Origin of the sequence: Nocardiopsis sp. CA-288880, assembly GCF_050955985.1 — a bacterium.
GTDB classification, from domain to species: Bacteria; Actinomycetota; Actinomycetes; order Streptosporangiales; family Streptosporangiaceae; genus Nocardiopsis; species Nocardiopsis tropica.
In genome coordinates, this window is the sequence record NZ_CP192105.1 from 475,943 (window position 1) to 491,430 (window position 15,488).

General features: G+C 72.6%; 14 protein-coding genes. 6 read left to right on the forward strand and 8 right to left on the reverse strand.

Annotated elements, in window-relative coordinates; all coding sequences use genetic code 11:
- Positions 1 to 435 precede the first annotated feature (435 nt).
- Positions 436 to 1,659 carry an LPXTG cell wall anchor domain-containing protein gene (locus ACQPYD_RS02120; protein WP_433699544.1) on the forward strand — a complete coding sequence of 408 codons (1,224 nt, stop codon included), beginning with the start codon at positions 436 to 438 and terminating at the stop codon, positions 1,657 to 1,659.
- A gap of 590 nt (positions 1,660 to 2,249) precedes the next feature.
- Positions 2,250 to 3,479, forward strand: coding sequence for a hypothetical protein (locus ACQPYD_RS02125; protein ID WP_433699545.1), 1,230 nt, complete (start codon positions 2,250 to 2,252; stop codon positions 3,477 to 3,479).
- A 585-nt stretch (positions 3,480 to 4,064) separates the two neighbouring features.
- Here the strand turns inward: ACQPYD_RS02125 and bldC are convergent.
- The gene (bldC, locus tag ACQPYD_RS02130) at positions 4,065 to 4,268 is read right to left on the reverse strand and encodes a developmental transcriptional regulator BldC (protein WP_013155387.1); all 204 of its coding nucleotides are present in this window, start codon (positions 4,266 to 4,268) and stop codon (positions 4,065 to 4,067) included.
- Between the two features lie 705 nt (positions 4,269 to 4,973).
- Positions 4,974 to 5,807, reverse strand: a complete 834-nt coding sequence (locus ACQPYD_RS02135) for a hypothetical protein (RefSeq protein WP_433699546.1) — start codon at positions 5,805 to 5,807, stop codon at positions 4,974 to 4,976.
- Between the two features lie 252 nt (positions 5,808 to 6,059).
- Between ACQPYD_RS02135 and ACQPYD_RS02140 the strand changes: the two genes are divergently transcribed.
- Positions 6,060 to 6,287 carry a DUF3073 domain-containing protein gene (locus ACQPYD_RS02140; protein WP_267947744.1) on the forward strand — a complete coding sequence of 76 codons (228 nt, stop codon included), beginning with the start codon at positions 6,060 to 6,062 and terminating at the stop codon, positions 6,285 to 6,287.
- Between the two features lie 153 nt (positions 6,288 to 6,440).
- Here the strand turns inward: ACQPYD_RS02140 and purM are convergent, their stop codons facing one another.
- From purM to ACQPYD_RS02155, 3 genes are all read right to left on the reverse strand, one after another.
- Entirely contained in the window at positions 6,441 to 7,505 is a 1,065-nt protein-coding gene (gene purM, locus ACQPYD_RS02145) for a phosphoribosylformylglycinamidine cyclo-ligase (RefSeq protein ID WP_433699547.1), read from the reverse strand.
- A 107-nt stretch (positions 7,506 to 7,612) separates the two neighbouring features.
- Entirely contained in the window at positions 7,613 to 9,109 is a 1,497-nt protein-coding gene (gene purF, locus ACQPYD_RS02150; protein ID WP_267947746.1) for an amidophosphoribosyltransferase, read from the reverse strand.
- Between the two features lie 23 nt (positions 9,110 to 9,132).
- The gene (locus ACQPYD_RS02155; RefSeq protein WP_433699548.1) at positions 9,133 to 9,594 is read right to left on the reverse strand and encodes a sterol carrier family protein; all 462 of its coding nucleotides are present in this window, start codon (positions 9,592 to 9,594) and stop codon (positions 9,133 to 9,135) included.
- A gap of 426 nt (positions 9,595 to 10,020) precedes the next feature.
- Between ACQPYD_RS02155 and ACQPYD_RS02160 the strand changes: the two genes are divergently transcribed.
- Positions 10,021 to 10,638 carry a DUF47 domain-containing protein gene (locus ACQPYD_RS02160; RefSeq protein ID WP_267947748.1) on the forward strand — a complete coding sequence of 206 codons (618 nt, stop codon included), beginning with the start codon at positions 10,021 to 10,023 and terminating at the stop codon, positions 10,636 to 10,638.
- Between the two features lie 144 nt (positions 10,639 to 10,782).
- A complete protein-coding gene (locus ACQPYD_RS02165) occupies positions 10,783 to 11,199 on the forward strand; it encodes a PaaI family thioesterase (protein WP_433699549.1) in 417 nt (138 codons plus the stop codon).
- A 115-nt stretch (positions 11,200 to 11,314) separates the two neighbouring features.
- Here ACQPYD_RS02165 and ACQPYD_RS02170 read toward each other — a convergent pair whose 3' ends face one another.
- Positions 11,315 to 12,673: an MFS transporter gene (locus ACQPYD_RS02170; protein WP_433699550.1), complete on the reverse strand. Its 1,359-nt coding sequence runs from the start codon at positions 12,671 to 12,673 to the stop codon at positions 11,315 to 11,317.
- 451 nt (positions 12,674 to 13,124) lie between these two features.
- A complete protein-coding gene (locus ACQPYD_RS02175; RefSeq protein WP_433699551.1) occupies positions 13,125 to 13,403 on the reverse strand; it encodes an Atu4866 domain-containing protein in 279 nt (92 codons plus the stop codon).
- A 128-nt stretch (positions 13,404 to 13,531) separates the two neighbouring features.
- On the opposite strand from ACQPYD_RS02175, the gene ACQPYD_RS02180 reads away from it, so the two are divergent.
- A complete protein-coding gene (locus ACQPYD_RS02180; protein WP_433699552.1) occupies positions 13,532 to 14,365 on the forward strand; it encodes a helix-turn-helix transcriptional regulator in 834 nt (277 codons plus the stop codon).
- A gap of 27 nt (positions 14,366 to 14,392) precedes the next feature.
- Here ACQPYD_RS02180 and ACQPYD_RS02185 read toward each other — a convergent pair whose 3' ends face one another.
- A complete protein-coding gene (locus ACQPYD_RS02185) occupies positions 14,393 to 15,358 on the reverse strand; it encodes a nucleoside hydrolase (RefSeq protein WP_433699553.1) in 966 nt (321 codons plus the stop codon).
- Positions 15,359 to 15,488 lie beyond the last annotated feature (130 nt).

The following is a 15,488-nucleotide window of genomic DNA, read 5'->3' on the forward strand; positions in this document are numbered from 1 at the left end:
CGTCCGTGGAGCCGGTGTCCGCGGAGCACCCTTCCCCGGGTACGCCTTTTCTTGTAGGACGTCCGTTCCCGGGCGAGGTTTACACCGTTCGGAAAAAAACTCCGAGAAGAATGCATCCCTTGCTCAGAGTGACGCACTTCTTCATCGAGATCTGTTCGTGATGGGATCTCGGATGATTCTCCTGTTTCGTCCGATGTAAGGTTCGAGTGAGGAAACGGGAAGTCATTCCAGCTCGGTTCCGCCGACCCACCGTTCTGTGGTCGCGACCGCGTTTTCCCCGTTTCCGCAGGTGGAGGGCTTCTGTGTGCCCACCGCCATCCCCCATCCGATCCTGGTTCGTGTTCCGCGCCCCCGAAATCCCGCTGTCGGCGGTTGTGCGTGCATCCAGGCCGGTCCGAGAGGTCTCGGACCGTGGTGATCCGAATGAGGATTGACTTGAAGAACACTCGCGTGACCGCGCGCCGCATTCTCCAGGGCGGCGCCGCTTTCGCGGCGCTCGGCGCGCTCGGCGTCGCGACGGCCCTTCCCGCCGCCGCGGACACCCAGACCGTGGGCTGGGCCCACGCCAACGTCGCCGACGGCTACGGCATCGCGGAGACCTACATCACCCCCCGGGGCGAGTCGAACAGCGACTCCAGCGGTTACTCCGGCGCCCTCGACGAGTACTTCAGCATCGAGGCCTCCACCTCGGCCTCGGTCGACGGCAACGGCGCCACCGCCACCACCACGGTGTCGAGCGCCACCATCCGGCTCACCGCCTCCGACGTCGAGGAGATCATCGCGGACGCGGAGGACGAGGAGGCCGACGACGAGGAGTCGGACGCGGACGAGGACCCCTCCGCCACCCCCTCGGAGGAGCCCCAGGGGGAGCCCGGGGAGGACGAGTCCACCGCTCCGGGCGAGGGCGACGGCGAGAGCGACGGGGACGCGGGGACGCCTCCGGTCGAGCCCACGGACCCGCCTGCGGAAACCCCCGAGACCCCTGAGTCCCCCGAGACTCCTGAAACCCCCGCCGCCGACGGCGGCGAGGTCTCCGGAGACGGGGCGGCGGCCCCGCTCGTCGAGCTGGACGCCGACGACATCGAGCTCTCCTCCACGGGCGACGAGATCGTCCTGTCGGCCACGATCTCCGGAGCGAGCGTCACGACGACCCAGTCGTGGGACGGCTCCGTCTCCCACTCGGTCGACCCGGGCACCGTCGCCTACGAGGTGAACGAGCTCGACGCCGTGGTCGGCGCCCCGTACCAGGACCAGGGCACCTACACCTCGGACGACGCGGGCTTCGACTGGGACGACGCCTACACGGCGCTGCTCGTGGACATCACCGTCCCCGGCGAGTTCGAGGGCGGCTACGCCCTGGGCGTCACCTACGCCAGCGTCGGCGTGACGGCCGACGACGCGGGCAACGGCGGCGGCGACGGTGACGGCGGCAGCGGCGACGGTGACGGGGGCGACGACAAGACCCCGCCGTCCCGCGACGCCGAGGAGCTGCCGAAGCCGGAGCCGAAGCCGACCGAGGCCCTGGCCACGACCGGCAGCCCCCTCGCCGGGCTGATCGCGGCCGGCGCCGCGATCGCCGCCGGCGGTGGCGCGGCCGCGTACTTCGCGCGCCGCAGGAAGAGCGCCGCCGACTCCGCCGCCGAGAGCAGCGAGGGCTAGGGCGTGGTCCGTGGATGCTTTCGGTGGGCTCGGCGCTTGCGCCGATCACCGCGAGCGGTCGCCGGGCCATCTCTCGCAAGACGAGTAGCGAAGGTCAGCCCGGGTTTGGCTGTCCGAGCGCAGTCGGCGCGGCGAGAGGCAGCCCGGCGGCCGCGAGCCCGGAATGATCCGCGGAACACGGCCTAGTCGCAGCGGAGGTCGGCACAGGACCGACCGGGCCCCGGGGGACGCGTCCCCCGGGGCCCTTCCGTGTGCCCGGCCCGCCTGCGCCCGGCGCCCGGAAAGGCTGCGGTCCGGGGTCCACCGCCCCGGAACTTCCCCGACATCTGTTCCGTTATCTGAGAGTTAATACATATTTGTCGGTCGATAGCCGAACGTAGGACGGTTTCCGTTTTGTGATCCAGCGGTTAGGCTCGCCCTACGGGCGCGCCACGCGTCGGAGTTCCTTCCCGGGGCGGGAAGGCCCCCCTATCGCCGCCCCGCACCGAGGCCGGACCGGCCCTGGCAGCCCCGGCGATCCCTGCGGACCGCTCTCGGCGCAGGCCGACCCGCGCGGCCGGACATCCCCCAGATACAACAGGAGTGTTGTGGTGACTCCCGCCAAGCCGATCGCACGCCGACTCGTCGGCGCAGGCGTCCTGTTCGCCGCGCTCGGCGCCATCGGCCCCGCATCCGTCCTCACCCCGCCCGCCTCCGCCTCGACGACCCCCATGGTCTGGGGCAACGCCCAGGCGTGGGTCGCCGACGGCGACGTCGTCACCGGGTACTCGACCGCCGTCAGCTTCGGCGGCGAGACCGAGGCCAGCGCCGACACCGACGACCTCTTCGGCCCGATGGCGGACTACGTGGAGATCGACGGGGAGAGCCACACGCTCGTCGACGACGAGGGCGCCCTCGCGGCGGCCACCGTCGACACCGCCGCCTTCCGGATGGACGTCGCCGACCTCGCCGCCCACGGGATGGTCGACGTGCCGCCGGACGTGGAGCTGTCCGAGCCCTCCGGCGAGCCGCGGGAGGAGCCGACGGGGGAGGGCACGCCCTTCCAGGACGAGCCCAGCCCCGGGGCCACGGGCGGGGAGGGGGAGCCGGGTGCGGCCGAGGAGGAGGGCGGACGCCTCCCGGAGCCCGAGAAGAGCCCGCAGACGCCCGGTGAGGGGCACAGAGAGACACCGGAGCAGTCCCCGAGCGAGGAGGACGAGCTGCTCGTGCTGGACGAGACCAACTCCGGCACCGTCGCCGCCGACGGCAACGCCGTGGAGTTCACCCTCGCCGACGCGGCCAGCTCGGCGAGCGCCGGATACGGGGGAGTGACCGAGGCGACCTTCGAGCACGGCCACCTGACCGCGTTCGGCGTCCCGGTGGGCCCCGTGGGCGCGGACGGGGTCGTCGTGGAGGACGTCATCGAGCTCTTCGACGAGAGCGGCGACGTGGCCCTGGAGGTCCCTGTCAGCGTGCGCTTCGTGGTCAACGAGGCGACCTTCGAGGACGAGGACGCCGAGTGGGACGGCAAGGGCGTCCGCAGCTGGATGACCGTGTGGGTCCAGGTGGGGGATCCCGAGGAGGAGAAGGAGTTCGCCGTGGACTTCGCGGACTCGTGGGCGCTCGGCTCCACCTACGCCGCGAGCGCGCCGCCCGTGCCCGGGGACAAGGGCGAGGCCGCCGGGGAGGAGGCCGCGAGGCCGGACAACCGCCTGGCGACCACGGGCGGGTCCCTGGCCGGGCTGATCACGGCCGCCGTGGTGGCGGTGGGCGGCGGCGCCGCCGCGACCTTCCTCGCACGCAAGCGCACGACCGCCATGGACGACCGGATCGGGGACTGACCGCCGCCGTCCGCGTCCGGCCCCGCTCCCCGTGGAGCGGGGCCGGACGCGTGTCGGGCGGCCCTCCCGGCCACAGCCCCCGCGCAACGAATCCATAACTCCCGCGTACCCGGCCCCGCCTGGGGCGGAGCCCGCCCCACGCCTGCCCGTCGAACAGGCCGTGGAGCGCTCGGGGCCGGGCGGCCGCACGCCCGCCCCACAGGGGCCGCGCCCGGCGAGCCGCGGCTCCGGGGACCCGCCGAACGCGCCGGGGGCGTCGTCCGCGCCCCCGCCCCGGGGGCGGCCCGGTACCCGACGCGCGGGGCCGCCAGCGCCTGCTCCTGCGTCGCCGGGCCTGTCCACAGCCTGTGGACGACTCCTGTTCCCACGCCGGAGGAGCGGGGCGGGCGTGCGCGGAGAGTGACGGCCCGCGGTCGGCCCTCCCTTTTGCCCCCCGGAGGAGGGCGGGAGGAGGGCACGGCGGGCCGGGGAACGCGGCGGGGCGGGCCCCCTTCTCGGGAGACCCGCCCTCGATTCGTGTCAGCCTTTGTCAGCAGCCGGAGTGAGTCCGGCCGTTCCCCCCGGAATCGGCACAGACCGGGGAGATCACTCCGTACGCTGGCTGGGGATTCCGGCCAGCAGAGCGCGGACCTCAGTCTCGCGGTAGCGGCGGTGTCCGCCCAAGGTGCGGATCGAGGTCAGCTTGCCCGCCTTGGCCCAGCGTGTCACGGTCTTGGGGTCCACGCGGAACATGGTGGCAACCTCGGCGGGGGTCAACAGGGGCTCCGCCTCGGGCGTGCGAGTTGACATGTGTACGGCCTCTCCTCCTGGATCTGTGTGCCGATCCTTGAGCCTTAATCCTGGCACTTGGCCCGGATGTCCAATATTTGCACTACGTCTATATTGGCATCACCCGAGGTGATTGTGCGACCACTCCAAGCAACTTTGCACGTGGGAGGCCAAAGAAAGCCGCCCGTGGCCGCGTCACGCTAAGTGATTCTAGCGACACGTTTAGTGGCATGTGGCGTATTCGGTCAAAACTTCGTTCTCCGGCCTCGTTTTTCTCTATCCGGAGTTCCCGAAGTGCTACGGAAGCCTGACCGAAACCCGCTCTCCGAGCTCGTGCCCGGCTGGCGCGGTCCCCGGTCGGTCGCCGTGTGAAGGGAAGTGGTGTGCGTCGGTGGAGGCGGGTCCCGCGGGGGCCGGCCGACGGGTCGGGCCGCGTGGATTCCCGGCGTGGCAAGGGTTTTCTGATTACTGAGAGTGCACTCAGTGATCGACTGGCTACAGTCTATGCCGATCCCTATCGGGCGTTATGCCCAGTTTCACCATGCTTGATGTCGTGCGCGGGCGACGCCGGATCTCGCACCGTTTTCACGTGCGAAAAAGCTTGTGGGGGGAGCGAGAAACCTGGTGTACCAGGTTGGCGTCCGGCGTGGCGTACCTGTGTTCGGCGCCTCGGATGACGACAGTGCGCCCCCGGGTGTCCACGAAAGTGTGCACAACCCATGACCCTCAGTTGGCGTGCTGGAGGGCGCGCACCGACTTCCAGCGCCGCGTGATCCGCTCCCTCAGCTCCAGCACGCGCTCGGCGTCCCCCTTGGCCAGGGCCTCCACCGCCCCCGCGACCTCCGCGACCGACCGGTCCTCGCCCAGGTGGTCGTCGCTGAGCAGGTGGGGCAGACCGCCGTAGTCCAGCTCCAGCAGCGAGTCGGGGTGGGCGGTCAGGGACAGCCAGTCCACCAGCTGCTCGGTGGAGGCCGACACGGCGTGCTCGCCGATGTACTCCCGCAGCACCGCCGCGGTGTGCTCCAGCCGCCGTTTCGCCAGCGCCGTCCGCGTCAGGTACAGGAGCGTCCGGGTGGAGTTCGCCGACAGGACCAGGCACCGCTCCCGCTCCTCGAACGGGACGAACCACGGGACCGGGATGGTCCAGTTGCTCGACAGGATGCCCGGCCGCACCGTCCCGCCGGAGTCGCGCCACTCCCTGTACCCGTCCTCCGCCCGCTCGGCCTCCGGCTCGGGCACGAACGCCTCGCTCAGGGCCACCGGCGTCGCGGCGCTGAACTCGGCGAAGGCCCGCCACGACCGCAGCCGGGTCTGCCACGGGCAGACGTACAGGCGCTCGTCCACCCGGCGGAGGTAGGCGTCACGGCTCTCCTCCTCGGGCGCCACCACCGGAGGCGTGGTGATGAGGCGGTTCAGGCTCTCGGTGTGCTCCGCCGCGAGCGCGTTGACCCGCCGGGGCCTGCCGGGCGAGGTCGCGTAGGCCTCCCAGTACCTGCGGTCGCGCGGAGGGAAGGACTCGATCGGCTGGTAGACGCGGAGGTAGGCGGTGTAGGGCAGCACGATCGAATCGTGGCACATATCGTTGCGTGTGGCACTCACCTCCGGAACGCCCTTCCGGCCCGCGATCCGTGCGCGCACCACATCCGTCACACCCGGGTGGCGTAGGCACGACGGGGGCCGACCAGGTACGGTTGTGTGTGTACGTAAGCTGACGCCTGTCGTCAGTCGCGTTTGACGGCCGTCAGCCCGATAGTGCGGGTTAGTAAGTGATCTCGGGTTCGTCGGAACCCAATCGTTGAGGGGGTCGAGCCAATGGGGCGCGGCCGAGCCAAGGCCAAGCAGCAGAAGGTCGCCCGGAAGCTCAAGTACAGCTCCGGTGGGACCGACCTTGATCGGCTGCGGTCGGAGCTGGGTGTCGCTGAGGACGAGGGGTCTCCCTCCGGGCCGTTGGGTCCGGACGAGTCCCACACGGATTCTCAGGACGATCTGGTCGACCGTTACGCGGATCTTGCCGACAAGTACTCGGACTCCGACAAGTAGCACGGAGTGGGCCGAGACTTCTGGTCGCTCGGGACGACAACCGCTGACCTGTAGCGGTTACGGCTTGCCCGCGGGGAAGCCGTCGCGGACAGGTGGATATAGCCGGTGCGAACCACCAGAGTGGTTCGCACCGGCTATGTTCGCGTCCGTTTCTCACGCGTCCCGGTACTCGCCGGTCAGGGCGCAACGCCCGGAACCGGCCGTCACCGTGCCCAGCCTCCAGGCAGGGACGCCCCGGTCCGCGAGGACCTCCAGCGCGCGTGCGGCGTCCTCCGCCGCGACGATCGCCACCATGCCCACGCCCATGTTGAACGTGGCCTCCATGTCCTCGCGGCCCACGCCGCCCTTGTCGGCGAGGTAGCCGAACACGGGGGCGGGCGCCCAGGTGGAGCGGTCCAGCTCGGCGTCCAGGTGGCCGGGCAGGGACCGGGACAGGTTCGCCGCCAGGCCGCCGCCGGTGATGTGCGAGTAGGCGTGCACCTCGACCTCGCCCGTCAGCGCGACGCAGTCCTTGGCGTACACCCGGGTCGGGGTGAGCAGGACCTCGCCCAGGACCCCGTCCAGCTCCGGCACGTGCGCGAACAGGTCCAGGTCCGCCCGGTCGACGATGTGCCTGATGAGGGAGTAGCCGTTGGAGTGGGGGCCGGAGGAGGCCATCGCGATCACCGCGTCGCCCTCGCGGACCCGCTCCTGGCCCAGGATCGCGTCGCCCTCGACCACGCCCGTGCCGGCTCCGGCCAGGTCGTACTCGCCGGGCTCCATCGCGCCCGGGTGCTCGGCGGTCTCCCCGCCGATCAGCGAGCAGCCCGCCTGGTGGCAGCCCTCGGCGATGCCGCCGACGATCTCGGCGATGCGCTCGGGGACCACGGAGCCGCAGGCCACGTAGTCGGTCATGAACAGCGGCTCCGCACCGCTCACCACGAGGTCGTCGACGACCATGCCGACCAGGTCGATGCCGATCGTGTCGTGCTTGTCCATCTGCTGGGCCAGCATGACCTTGGTGCCCACGCCGTCGGTGGAGGTCGCCAGGACCGGGTCCTTGTACTTGCCGACGTCCAGGCGGAACAGGCCCGCGAAGCCGCTGGCGTCGGTGACCTGCTCCGGCCGGCGGGTGCGCGCCACGTGGCGCTTCATCAGGTCGACGGCGCGCTCACCGGCGGCGATGTCGACGCCCGCGGCCGCGTACGCGCCCGTCGCCCCTGTGCTGTCGGCTGCCACGCGAGATCTCCTCGTGCTGTGTTGCGGTGGTTGGGCCGCCCCGCGGCCCGTCTGCGGGCACGGCGGAGCGAACGCGCGGCGGGCCCGACCGGCCCGCCGCGCGGTGGTTACTTGTCGCTGGTCGCCAGCGTCGAGCCCTCCGGGGTCCCGCAGGACTTCTCCAGCAGGAACTTGCCCCTGGAGTCGGCGTCGACCTCGATGGGGTACACGCCGTCGAAGCAGGCCCGGCACAGCTCGTTCTTCGGCACCTCGGAGGCCGCGATGAGCTCGTCGAGGCTCACATAGGCCAGGGAGTCGGCGTTCACCGACGCGGCGATCTCGTCCACGCCCAGGTTCGCGGCGATGAGCTCGGCGCGGGTGGCGAAGTCGATGCCGTAGTAGCAGGGCCACAGCACGGGCGGGCTGGAGATGCGCACGTGCACCTCCGCGGCGCCCGCGTCGCGCAGCATCCTGACCAGGGCGCGCTGGGTGTTGCCGCGCACGATGGAGTCGTCCACGACCACCAGCCGGCGGCCCTGGATGACCTCGCGCAGCGGGTTCAGCTTGAGCCGGATGCCCAGCTGGCGCAGGGTCTGGCTGGGCTGGATGAAGGTGCGGCCCACGTAGGAGTTCTTGACCAGGCCCTGGGCGAAGGGGATGCCGCTGGCCTCCGCGTAGCCCACCGCGGCGGGCGTGCCCGACTCCGGCACCGGGATGACCAGGTCGGCGTCCACGGGGTGCTGCCTGGCGAGGCGGCGGCCCACCTCGACGCGCGTGGAGTTGACGTTGCGCCCGGCGATGGTGGTGTCCGGGCGGGCCAGGTAGACGTACTCGAACAGGCAGCCCTTGCGGCGGGCGGGGGCGAAGCGGCGCGAGCGCACCCCGCGCTCGTCGATGGTGAGGAGCTCGCCGGGCTCGATCTCGCGGACGACGGTGGCGCCCACGATGTCCAGCGCGGCCGTCTCACTGGCGACGACCCAGCCGCCCGCGCCCGAGGTCTCGCCGAGGCGGCCCAGCACGAACGGGCGGATGCCCTGCGGATCGCGTGCCGCGTACAGGGTGTTCTCGTCCATGAACACCAGGGAGAAAGCGCCCTTGACCTTCGGAAGCAGCTCGAGGGCGGCGTCCTCCACGGAACTCCCGCGCTTGGCCTGGTCGGCCAGCAGGTTCGTCAGGACCTCGGTGTCGGTGGTCGCGCCGCGGCGGGTGTCCGGCAGCATCGCGGCCAGTTCCGGGGTGTTGATGAGGTTGCCGTTGTGGCCGAGCGCGAGACCCCCCTCACGCGCGGTGTAGAAGGTCGGCTGTGCGTTCTCCCACACCGGCGACCCGGTCGTGGAGTAGCGGCAGTGGCCGATCGCGAGGTGGCCTCGCAGGGAGTCCAGGGTCGCCTCGTTGAAGACCTGGGAGACGAGCCCCATGTCCTTGTAGACGACGATCCGTTCCCCGTCGCTCAGTGCGATGCCCGCGGATTCCTGGCCGCGGTGTTGCAGAGCGTAGAGACCGAAATAGGTGAGCTTGCTGACTTCTTCGCCGGGTGCCCAGACCCCAAATACGCCGCAGGCGTCCTGCGGGCCGCGTTCGAGCGGATCGAGGTCCATGGAGAGCCGGCCGTCGGAGTACGACACACCCACAGCTTAGTGCCTGCCTGTCAGCCCGGCACCACCCGGGGAGGGGCCGGCCAGAGGGGCAGGTGTCCTGACAGGTCGGAGCGGGCGCCGCTCGCCTGCACCCGGTGCCCGGAAACCTCCTGCTCCCAGGAGGTGCGGCCGGTCGCCATGCGCAGCCAGGTGAGCGGGTCGGTCTCCACGACCCCGGGCGGGGTGCCGCGGGTGTGACGGGGCCCCTCGATCACCTGTACGGCGCCGTACGGGGGCACGCGCACCTCCAGGCTGTGTCCCGGCGCCCGGTCGGCCAGCACCGCGAGCGTGCCCCTCACGGCGGCCTTGACGGCGCCCCTCAGGGGCTCCTCCGCGCGCAGCACGGCCCGCGCGCACGCGGCGGCGGCGGCCTCGTCGTCGCCCTCGAAGGGGGCCTCCCCCAGGGCCGAGAGCTGTTCGTCCAGGGACTCGCGGAGGCGCCTGGCGGCGCTCGCGCTCAGAGCGGATGGCATGGACAGAAGCCTAGAGGGGCCCGCGCGGCGCGGATCCGGGGCCATCGGAAGTGTGAACCGACGGGGTACTTGTCATAGCGGCGGAATGGCCCGAAGGTGGACATCACAGAACGCCGGTGGAGCTGTCCACCGGTCTCCGCTCGATTGGGTGATTCCTGTCTCAGCGCTCCGCTGGCCAGCGGGAGCGGGACACGGTAGCGTCCCGAACCGTCCCGGTGTCGCCGAGATTGGGAGGATTGCGATGGAACCCGCGCCCCAAGCAGTTCCACGCGTCGGCCTCAGGAGATGAACGAGGGGTGACCGGGCCCGCATCCGCCCGCCCTCCCCGCTCCCGGGCCCCTGCCGCGCCGCGCACCCGCGCTGGACCAGCTGCCCGGCGCGCTTAACATCCACGAAGGAACACCACCGCACCATCGGGAGAACGACGTGCGCCTGAGCTTGCGCCCGCGTGACGACAGCTACTACGAGATGTTCACCGATTCGGCCAACAACCTGGTCATCGGTGCGCGCCTGTTGGTGGAGCTGATGAGTGACGGCGCCGACCGGGAGGCCATCACCGAGAAGATGCGCGCCTGCGAACACGCGGGCGACGACGCCACCCACGCGATCATGCGCCGCCTGAACAAGAGCACGGCGACGCCCATCCACCGGGAGGACATCTACCGGCTGGCCTCGAACCTGGACGACGTCATGGACTCCATGGACGCCGCCGTCGACCTCATCGGCCTCTACGGCCTGGAACGGCTTCCGAAGGGGATCATCGACCAGATCGAGGTGCTCGAACGCGCCGCCGAGCTGACGGCCGAGGCGATGCCGCGGCTCCGCTCCCTGGAGGACCTGACCCGGTACTGGATCGAGATCAACCAGCTGGAGAACCAGGCCGACCGCATCTACCGCAAGCTCCTCGCCCACCTGTTCAGCGGGGAGTACGACGCCCTGACGGTGCTCAAGCTCAAGGACGTCATCGAGGAGCTGGAGACCGCCGCCGACGCCTTCGAGCACGTCGCGAACACGGTGGAGACCATCGTCGTCAAGAACAGCTGACCCGGCCCCCGCGCCCGAGATCCTCTCCCCGTCCCCCGTCCCCCGTCCCCCTTCACGCCGCCACCGGGGCTCCCGCGTACGCGCCCCCTCCCGCCGCACACCTTCCGGACCCCCGTCCGGCCCGCCGACCTCCCCGGAGACCCCGTGCCCGAAGAGATCACTCCGGAGCTGGCGGCGCACGTGCTCGCCGCGCAGCCCTTCAGCGCCCTCGTGGGCGCCCGGATCGCGTCCGTCGGGCACGGGGCCGCGGTGCTGGAGGTGGACGTGCGCGACGACCTCCTCCAGCAGAACGGCTTCGTCCACGGCGGGGTGCTGTCCTACGCCGCGGACAACGCGCTCACGTTCGCCGGAGGCAGCGTCCTGGGCCCGTCGGTGCTCACCGGGGGCTTCTCCATCGAGTACCTGCGCCCGGCGCGCGGACGGCTGCTCCGGGCCCGCGCGCACGTCCTGGAGAGCACGCGGCGCCGGGCGGTGTGCCGGTGCGACGTCGCGGTGCTGGACGACGCGGACGAGGAGCGGATCGTCGCCGCCGCCCAGGGCGTCATCGCCCTCGTGGGCTGACGCCGGGCCCACGCGCCGTCCGGCTCCCCCGGGCGGTCCGGGGAGGGGCGGGGACGGCGCACGGGCCGCCCTCCCGCTCCGCGCGGCCCCGACCCCCGGTGCGGGGCCCGCACGCCTACCGCGGGGCCTGCCGGCGCGGGAGCCGCTCCGCCGGGCCTCCGGCCCCCTCGGGACGGCCGCCGTCCGCGTCGCGGCCACCGGGCTCCGGCGACCGCTCCGGACGGCCGTCCGCCTCCCGTGGGCCCGGGGCGTCGAGCGAGCGGAACGCCGGCGCGAGGAGGGCGGCGACCGCGGTGGCGCCCGCGAGCGCGGCGACCACCGCCCCCGCGACGGGCAGGCCGGCGGCGGTGGCGACGGCCGCGAGCGGGGCGCTGGTGAGGGCGGGGGCGGAGAGCACGACGGTGTTCTGGGCCCCGAGCACCCGGCCGCGCATCGCGTCCGGGGTGGCCTCGACGGTCAGGACGCCGAGCACGGCCGAGGCCGGGGCGTAGGTGAGCCCGACCAGGGCGGCGGCGCCCAGCACCAGCCACGGGGAGGCCATGCTGCCCACCGCGCCGAACCCGGCCAGCGTGCCGAGCATCCCGACGACGAACCAGGTGCGGCGGCGGACCCTCCCGGCGGTGGCCGCGTAGAGGGCGGATCCGGCGATGCTCCCGGCGGCGATCGCGCTCAGCGTCAGCCCGGTCAGCCCGGGAAGGCCCTCGCCGGTGAAGTAGGCGGGCATGAGGGTGGTCTGGAGGGAGCTCAGCACGGCGACGAGCATCGCGGTGACCAGGGTGGCGCCGAGGACGAGGCGGCTGCGGCCGAGGAACCTCCATCCGTCCAGCAGGTCGGCCCCGGCCCGGCGCACCGCGCCGCCGGCGGCGGACGGGTCGCGGCGCCGCTCCGGGACGGCTCCGGCCCGGGGGTCGAGCACGAGCGTCGTCGCGGCGGCGAGCAGGCTCGTCGCGGCGGTCGCGAAAAGGAGCGCGGGGGTCAGCCCGAGCAGCCCGACCAGGAGCCCGCCCAGACCGGGCCCGGCCAGCAGCAGGACGTTGCCCACCGTCTCGCGGGTGGCGATCAGCCGGTCGAGCCGGCGCGGCCCGGCGGGGCCGAGCGCGGCGAGGGCGGGCAGCAGCGTCTCCTGGGCGGTCATCCCCGGTGACCGGACCACCGCTCCGACGACGCCCAGCGCCAGGAACCAGGCCATGTCCAGGCCCTGGAGCGCGTCGACGACCGGCAGCGCCGCCACCGTCAGCGCGGAGAGCAGGTCGGAGGCGACCGACACCCCGCGGCGGTCGACCCGGTCGACGAGCAGTCCGGCGGCGAGCCCCGTCACGGCGGAGGCCGCCGTCGCCGCGGTCGCGAGCACGCCCGCGGCCAGGACGTCGCCGGTGCGGTCCAGGACGAGCAGCGGCATCACGACAACGGAGATGCCCTTGCCCAGCAAGGACAGCGCGTACGAGGCGAAGTAGACCGCGGAGCTGCGGCGCACGGCCGACTCACCCCCCGCCGGCGGTCGCCGCGTGCCTCGGCGGTCGCCGGACACCGGGGCCCGGCGACCGGCCGGGCGCGGTCCCGGTGCGCTCCGGCGGTAGGGGGAGGCCCTCCGTCGCGGCCAGGGCGGGCAGTGCCATGAGACGTCCTTCTCGTTCGTGTCCGGTGACATGGGTCCGGACACCACGAGACCCCGTGCCCTCACGGCACACTCAAGGGCCGGCGGCTGTGAGGCACGCCACCCGGGTGGGAGCGGGCGACGGGCACGCCCTCCCCGCCCGTCGCGGGGCCGACGGGAGGGTCGTGCCCCGCACGCCGGGGAAGGCGGGATCCGGCCACCGCGTGCCTCGACGTCTGCCTGGCGTGCCCCCGCACGCCCGGGAAGCCGCCCGGCGATACGCGGTGGCGGGCCCCGCGGCCGTCGTGCCCCCGCATGCCGGGGAAGCCGCTCACGCCTCCCTGTAGAGGACCAGGTGCTCGTGGTGGAGCACGCCGTCCCGGATGTCGCCGGTGGCGGTGAAGCCCGTGTCGTCCACGTAGTCGATGTGGTTCCCGGTCACCGTGTAGCGGCCGGTGTACGCACTGCGCCTCGTGCCGCGCGCCTCGTCGTACCGCCCGTCGGGGCGGAGCTCCTGCCGGATGAGGCCGTCCGCGGTCGTCCACATGCCCACCACGTCCGGCCGCCGCTCCCCGCTCGCTCCCGCTGTGCTCTCCGTGTTCGTCGCCACTGTCCCGTGCCTCCTCGGTGATCGGTTCCCCCGGAGTCTGGGGCGCCGGGACCGGACCGGCCAGGACGCCCCGTGCCAGGGAGTGGCACACCCAGGCAGCCCGCCGGGCTCCGGCGTAGCCTGGGCGCATGAGCGGCAACGACCTCGGAGACCTCCTACGCGCGCACAGGGCCCGGATCCGTCCGGAGGACGCCGGAGTGCCCACCTACGGACCCCGCAGGGTCGAGGGCCTGCGCCGAGAGGAGGTGGCGGTCCTGGCAGGCATGAGCAGCGACTACTACGCCCGGCTGGAGCAGGGGAGGGAGCGCAACCCGTCGGCGCAGGTGCTCGAGGCCGTCAGCGCGGTCCTGAGGCTCGACGACGACACCCGGGAGCACCTGTACCGCCTGGCGGGCGCGGTGCCCGGGGACGCGCGCCGCCGCGACGCGGTGGAGACGGTCGCACCGGAGCTGCGCCAGCTCCTCGACGGGTACCCCAACACCCCGGCGTTCGTGCTCAACCCGGCCCTGGACGTCCTGGCCGCCAACGCGCTGGCCGGGGCGCTGTTCTCGCCGTTCGCGAGGGCGGACAACCTGGCCCGGATGGTCTTTCTCGATCCGGCCGCGCGCTCCTTCTACGCGAGGTGGGAGCGGGCGGCGCGCATGACCGCGGCGAGCCTGCGCCACGCGGCGGGGCTGGACCCGCACCACCCCGGGCTCGTCTCGCTGGTCGCGGAGCTGACCGGCGGGAGCGCGGACTTCGCCGACCTCTGGCGGTCCCACACCGTGCGCGGCAAGACCGGCGAGGCCAAGGAGTTCGTCCACCCGGACGTCGGGGCGCTCTCGCTGGTCTACCAGTCCTTCGACGTGCGCGGGGCCCGGGGCCAGCAGCTCGTGATCTACCACGCCGAGCCCGGGAGCAGGAGCGCGCAGGCGCTGGCGCTGCTGGGCACGAGCGACGCGACGCGGCGGGCCGAGGTGTGAGGGGGCGCGGGACGCCTCCGCCGCGTCCTACAGCCCGGTGATCGCCCGGGCGGGGGAGGTGCGCCGGGACAGCACCTCGACGAGGTGGTCGAAGAACCCTTCGGCGTCGATCTCCTCGATCACCGTCGCGTTGGGCTCCAGCCCGTGCACGCCCCAGGACATGGCCGAGTAGCCGCGGGTCAGCTCCCCGGAGGTCTCCACGTCCACGTGGTAGCGCCCGGCGCGGCGCACCAGTTCCGGGCGGAGCAGGACGGCGGCGGTCAGCGAGTCGGGGTGGGTGGTGCCGTCGATCCCCACCCTGCGGTCGAACTCCAGCGTGGCGGAGCAGACCCGGCCGAAGAAGTCGGACAGCGGCGTGCCGATCGCCGCGAGGGCGTCCAGCCGCTCCTGGCCGAACACGGCCTGGCGGAGGGTCAGCGGGTCCCACGGGACCACGGTGACGTCGAAGCCCGCCTCGAAGACGGTCTTGGCGGCCTCGGGGTCCACGTAGAAGTTGAACTCGGCGGCGGCCGTGATGTTGCCGCGCCCGTTGTTGGACCCGCCCATGACGTACAGGGCGCGCACGTTGCGGACGAAGCCGGGATCCTTGACGACGGCCATCGCGATGTTGGTCAGCGGGCCGATCGCCACCACGGACAGCTCGCCGGGGTTCTCGGCGGCCAGCCGGACGAGGGCGTCCACCGCGTGCTCGGACTCCGGCTCCAGTCCCGCCTGGTCCATCGACAGCCCGCCCGAACCGTCGCCGTGGACGTTCTCCGCGCTCACCCACGGGCGGGTCAGCGGGCGGCGGCAGCCCAGGTACACGGGCACCTCGCCCAGGCGCCCGGCCACGTTGAGGGTGAGGAAGGCGTTGCGCACCTGCTGGTCGAAACCGACGTTCCCCGCGACCATGGTGACGGCGCGCAGGTCCGCGCCGGGGTCCAGCAGCCCGACGAGGAGCGCGACGCAGTCGTCCTGCGCGGTGTCGGTGTCGATCACCAGGGGTGTGGCCACGCCTTCTTCTCCTTCGGGTCCCTCGCGGGGATGTACAGGGGCCGGTCGGCCGCAGGCACCGATCAGGTCCTTCGGTCGAAGCGCCCCACCATCGCTGGGCGCCTGTCCGGATCGGGTCAGTCTCTTTAGC

Excerpts from the sequence above, each read along its gene's own strand:
- bldC (WP_013155387.1), bottom strand. The coding sequence starts at position 4,268 with ATGTCAACTCGCACGCCCGAGGCGGAGCCCCTGTTGACCCCCGCCGAG.
- ACQPYD_RS02180 (WP_433699552.1), top strand. The coding sequence starts at position 13,532 with ATGAGCGGCAACGACCTCGGAGACCTCCTACGCGCGCACAGGGCCCGG.
- ACQPYD_RS02155 (WP_433699548.1), bottom strand. The coding sequence starts at position 9,594 with ATGCCATCCGCTCTGAGCGCGAGCGCCGCCAGGCGCCTCCGCGAGTCC.
- ACQPYD_RS02140 (WP_267947744.1), top strand. The coding sequence starts at position 6,060 with ATGGGGCGCGGCCGAGCCAAGGCCAAGCAGCAGAAGGTCGCCCGGAAG.